This is a genomic window from Neobacillus drentensis, from assembly GCF_036966985.1.
Classification (GTDB): Bacteria; Bacillota; Bacilli; order Bacillales; family Cytobacillaceae; genus Neobacillus; species Neobacillus drentensis_E.
Genome location: NZ_JBALSN010000668.1, coordinates 1 through 4,685 on the forward strand (window position 1 = coordinate 1; position 4,685 = coordinate 4,685).

The window sequence follows — 4,685 nt, forward strand, 5'->3', positions numbered from 1 at the left end:
CCACATCAAATTCAGTACCTGCAGTTCCGCCAATCGCATTTATAATCGAATTAACAACTTCATTCTCTAAAATATTTGTTTCCGTTATTTTTAAACTATCAAGAAATTTGTTACTAAAAGGGAGAACAGATTGAAAACTACTGTCACAGCATTTATTAGCAGAAATACCGGCCAATTCCCCTTCAACGATGTAAAGTTATGAATCTTTACGGGTCTCTGAAGAAAAATCAGCTAATTGACCCAATTGTATGTGGCGCAGGAATTCACCAACAGTCGAATAACCTTTGTTATCAATTGATTGAAGGAACAGTGCAACTCGTTCATCTTTACTCAGGTTATTGTCTATACAGTAATCCAAAAAACCAAGCAAAACATTAGCAGTTATCATTATCCCTTTAATATCACGGCCGGGAATAGCACGTTTTACGAGGTTGCTAATTTTTTCAAGGTTCTTTTCACCACTCCAACTTGCGGCTGTTACATAACCAAAAAAGGAAACCTTTCGACCATTATAACCATCATAATTCGGCAAATATTCAGAAGCCATATGAGAAGCTAGCGAAGCAGATAACGCAAAGTTCGTTCGATAATTCTTTGCGTCAATTATCCCCATTACTGTACCTTTGTATTTAAGAAGTATCTCAATTTCGGTTCCTACGTCAGCGAGAGGTTTAGGACTCATTTCAACATCAAAACCAATAGCCTTGAATACTTCCCCTGTTTTGTCCTCAAATACTAGATTATCTGTTTCGTTTAAATACCCTTCAACAAAGTCGTTATTAAGTGTATTTAAACTTTGTTTCTTTAGTTCGTCTGCATGTTTCTCTGCTTCTTTTACAGGGAATTCATTCATTAGAATACTTTTTACTTCGTCATGTGATAAATTGTCTAGATCAGGAAAATTAGAAAGTATTTCACAAATTTTATTAGCAGTCTTCCGTTTATTGCTCGCTGGTTTGATACTACCGAAACTACTAGCCTTATAGCTATCAATATCCAATCCGTTGTTTTCTGCCATTCGCTGAAGCGAAATAAGATAACGTATGTTAAAAGGGTACCTGGTATCGTATTTGTCAATCTCTTCGGTGACTCGCTTTGAATTTGCGGGATCAACTCGAAGTGCTTCACCACGAATGTATTCAACAAGACCGGTATAATCACATATCAACATAAACGTATGTGCTACGTCACCATGAGCTATTTCAAAATCTCTTGCCCCTTTATCGGAACGTTCACGGTGATCAAAGTTTTCAGCGATCTCCTGTTTTATTAGAGACTTTTCGGTTTGCTTACAGTTTATGTACTTTACGATATTCTCGGTAACTGTCGCCAATTGATTATCATTGTTTGCAGTTAAAACAAAATACGTGATCTCTTCTTTTGTAACATAATAGTTCAACTCTACTTGATTAGTCAGCTTTATAAGAAAGCGTGCTGGTCGAATTCGGAAACCTGAATCGAATTTCGGTCGAAAACCAGTTTCTAAGAAGTAAGCATTAGGTATTTGTAGAGTTAAAATTTGTTTAGTCACATTTTCTGGTACCTTTTCACCGTCAAAGACCTTTTTTCCAACTTTAGTTAGTACCAAAAAGCCGTTGTCATCGGTATAAATATAAGCAAAAGTTTTTAGCATAGCAGCCCAGGTTCTTCCACCAGATCCGTCATTACTTAGGTTTTCACGTTTAACTCCACGAGCATTTAATGCACGTTCGTAATTTAGATGGGCTTGTCGATTTCCAGACCATTTTTCGGTGAAACCATTTGTTGCGCCCCATAATGCTAAAAGTGCGTCACGGTGGAATTTTGGATCACGTTCAGGTCGAGTAATAAACCAGATTTTCCTCTCTGCCATTTTTATCGCTCCTTTGTGTTTATGCGCTCAAGGACACGGCTGTATGCTTCCGCTTCTTCTTGCGAAATATGAGATTTCATTTGAATAACATAAACCTTTAATTTAAGAAAAAAGTGCTCCACCCCGTACTCTGGATCCAACATATCGTCAATACCGATATCCATTAATTCAAGTGAAAACGAGGCAATTTCTTGAACTTCTTGATCAATCACGGAACTAATCAAAATAGGATTGCTTCTATTATTTTGGCTAATGATTCTTGAGGCAGCTACAATAGTTTTTATTAGAGTCGAAACCCGCATATCTTCTAATTCATTAAAACTTCGGTTAAACCAATTTCCGCTTCTACCAGTTGCAAGACTTATCTGGGAATGGTTTATATTTCGATCTCTAAGTTCTTTGTCTAAATTCCTTGAAAAGCGGTAAAGAATAATTTTGTTTAGAAGCCCTTGCAACAAAACATTATCATTAGGTACAATTGTCGACATATGGTTTACCACCCAACTAAATCCATTTTTGTTCTCTATTGGATTAATAATATCTAACATTCAGTCGGCGAAAATCAGCTCATGAGGTGATAGATTTTGAATAAAGAGAAGCTTTTTTTAATATTTGCTTTGACCGAGGTATTTAATAATGACTGATATGTTTTCAAAAGAACAGCGATCAAAAAATATGAAGGCCATTCGTCCCAAGCAATAAACAATGGAGAAAAAAGTTACAACTGAATTATGGAGAAGAGGATTCAGATTTTTAAATTCATACTTTATCATTAGCTTCTTTATCTCATGCTGCTGTTTCCGACTAACTTTCAAATTATTAACGAGCCCGAAAACTTTTGCATATTGATTGATTATTTTCCCGTTATTAACCCATCTGAGGCAGCAAAAAAAGTAATTACGTTGCCACCCTTCACATAAGGAGCACTTAAATATTTGCTTTTTCTGGTTAATTGAAAAGGAAGCTGTTCGTTCTGAATGAAAGGGACACAAAGCGAAATAATTTCTCCCTTTTTTTCTCAGCCGCAGTCCCTTCTTCTCGGCAACCTCCACTATATCTTGCCGTTTTATCACTTCTTCGGCTAAAAATCGGAAATATTTGTTATTATTTGGCATATATAGTCACCGGCTTTCACATTTTTTTAAGGGACATCGGCAGCAATCACCTTGCTTTTGGAATCGGGGTGGTTGTTGCTTTTTCTATGTTTCTTAAGTTTTCAAGGAACATATTTGGCTTAAGGAACGCTATACATTTCTTAGTTCACTTTTTTCAAGGTTTGATGCTCAATCCATGACAAAAATGCTTCATGCTCTACCCCTTTTCACTTACTAATTTTAATGTAGGGAAAATCTGGATAATCCATAATCTCATATGCAGTCTAAGTGATACCTTCATTATTTCGGATACATTTTTTGCGTTAAGTATCACCGGAAAATCCTCAGCATTTTGGCTCATAAAAATCTCTACCCTGGTTCTTTTTCTAATACGCAAGCATATACATCTAGGTTAGACTTTTATGATCCTATTGCTTTTATTGCATAATGATATGTCATGTCCATTAAAATGAATCTATTGAACTAAAGCCTTTAAAATAATAGGAAATTTGACCATCAAGCCAAATATATAAAAGAAGCTACCTATATGGCAGCTTCTCTTAATGGATTTTCAGATTTCCTGCTGGATAATTTGCGTTTAAGTTAATATTGATTTTATCGCTAAAGTATCAATTATCTCTTTTACTGCAACGTCATGCTCTTCGATATGCTCAACAACCCTCAAAATTCTTTGTATTGCATACGACTTTTCCGTTAAATCATCCGCAACAAGCTCACCAGTTAGATCGAGCAGCTCCGTTTTAATACGAGTAATAGTAAGTTTCGCTTCTAATAATTCGTTCATATTTCTACCTCTAATCCATATTACATATGTAGTTAGCCAATTCTCACCCATGAATTTAAGCTACTAAAATAGTCTTTCCTCTTTGTTATGCAATCCTTAGAACCTTTCCTCTATTCTCTCATTCCTTTAGACAATTTCACGTTAAGTATATAAAATGAAAAAACTTTAACAAAGCTGCCATAAATATAAATAGGTACCAGCTGTGCATTACCGAATTAGTAAGATGAGAGGGAGGTGTTTATCGGTGTACAAAATAAACGAGTATTTAAGTGGGCTTTGGGATTGGTTTTGGTATTTTCGTAAAGGCAAGATAAGATACCATGTGTTTGATTTCGGGGATACATATAATGCAATGGCTTCAGATGGAAAAACAGCAGTATGGAATTGTTATGGCAGCACCCCAGAAGCTGCAAAAGAATTAGCTTTATACAGATTGCTAGTAGTTAACAATGTGGAGAGTAAAGAAAAAGGACCATTTTGATCCTTTTTTTTACTTTATCTACTTTATATAACCAAAGCACTTGTATTATCTTTAAATTTTGACAAGAGTCCTTCATAATCTTATTTTCTGCCTAATTACGTAACTGCCTAACCATGCTCACGGGATAAACTGCAGTTCACTAACGGTAAATACTTATAAGAGGAATAAAATAAATATCATCCCGGTTAATTATTTATTCCAAAGATCTCACCAAGTATATTATCATTTTCTCTATGTTTCTCCTCTAATAACTCCAATAGATCCATAGCAAAATCAAAATCGATTGTAAAGTATCTTGAGTGTTTTAAAAAGTCCTCCATTAAATCTTCATGAAGAGGGATTTTTTCAAATTTCACGTAAAATTGACCAACTTCATTTCCAGCCTGAGTCTCTGCATATTTTTCTATAATGTCGGTTCTAGTATAGTCCTTATATTCATTGGAACGCTTAATC

The 4,685-nt window shown here is 35.2% G+C and carries 6 protein-coding genes; 1 reads left to right on the forward strand and 5 read right to left on the reverse strand.

Features of this window, described 5'->3' with window-relative positions:
• Positions 1-196: 196 nt before the first annotated feature.
• The 4 genes from V7659_RS30165 to V7659_RS30180 all read right to left on the reverse strand — a co-directional run bounded on the left by V7659_RS30165 (position 197) and on the right by V7659_RS30180 (position 3,751).
• The gene (locus V7659_RS30165; RefSeq protein ID WP_335543701.1) at positions 197-1,852 is read right to left on the reverse strand and encodes an AlwI family type II restriction endonuclease; all 1,656 of its coding nucleotides are present in this window, start codon (positions 1,850-1,852) and stop codon (positions 197-199) included.
• 2 nt (positions 1,853-1,854) lie between these two features.
• Entirely contained in the window at positions 1,855-2,340 is a 486-nt protein-coding gene (locus tag V7659_RS30170; protein ID WP_335543702.1) for a hypothetical protein, read from the reverse strand.
• A 117-nt stretch (positions 2,341-2,457) separates the two neighbouring features.
• Positions 2,458-2,967 carry a CHC2 zinc finger domain-containing protein gene (locus V7659_RS30175; protein WP_335543703.1) on the reverse strand — a complete coding sequence of 170 codons (510 nt, stop codon included), beginning with the start codon at positions 2,965-2,967 and terminating at the stop codon, positions 2,458-2,460.
• A 577-nt stretch (positions 2,968-3,544) separates the two neighbouring features.
• The gene (locus V7659_RS30180; RefSeq protein WP_335543704.1) at positions 3,545-3,751 is read right to left on the reverse strand and encodes a hypothetical protein; all 207 of its coding nucleotides are present in this window, start codon (positions 3,749-3,751) and stop codon (positions 3,545-3,547) included.
• Between the two features lie 244 nt (positions 3,752-3,995).
• On the opposite strand from V7659_RS30180, the gene V7659_RS30185 reads away from it, so the two are divergent.
• Positions 3,996-4,232: a hypothetical protein gene (locus V7659_RS30185; RefSeq protein ID WP_335543705.1), complete on the forward strand. Its 237-nt coding sequence runs from the start codon at positions 3,996-3,998 to the stop codon at positions 4,230-4,232.
• A 185-nt stretch (positions 4,233-4,417) separates the two neighbouring features.
• Here V7659_RS30185 and V7659_RS30190 read toward each other — a convergent pair.
• Positions 4,418-4,685 (reverse strand): hypothetical protein (locus tag V7659_RS30190; protein ID WP_335543706.1); only part of this gene is annotated, 268 nt, incomplete at its 5' end.

What these genes read in the sequence shown, in the direction of transcription:
- V7659_RS30170 (WP_335543702.1), bottom strand. Translation starts at nt 2,340, where the DNA reads ATGTCGACAATTGTACCTAATGATAATGTTTTGTTGCAAGGGCTTCTA.
- V7659_RS30180 (WP_335543704.1), bottom strand. Translation starts at nt 3,751, where the DNA reads ATGAACGAATTATTAGAAGCGAAACTTACTATTACTCGTATTAAAACG.
- V7659_RS30165 (WP_335543701.1), bottom strand. Translation starts at nt 1,852, where the DNA reads ATGGCAGAGAGGAAAATCTGGTTTATTACTCGACCTGAACGTGATCCA.
- V7659_RS30175 (WP_335543703.1), bottom strand. Translation starts at nt 2,967, where the DNA reads ATGCCAAATAATAACAAATATTTCCGATTTTTAGCCGAAGAAGTGATA.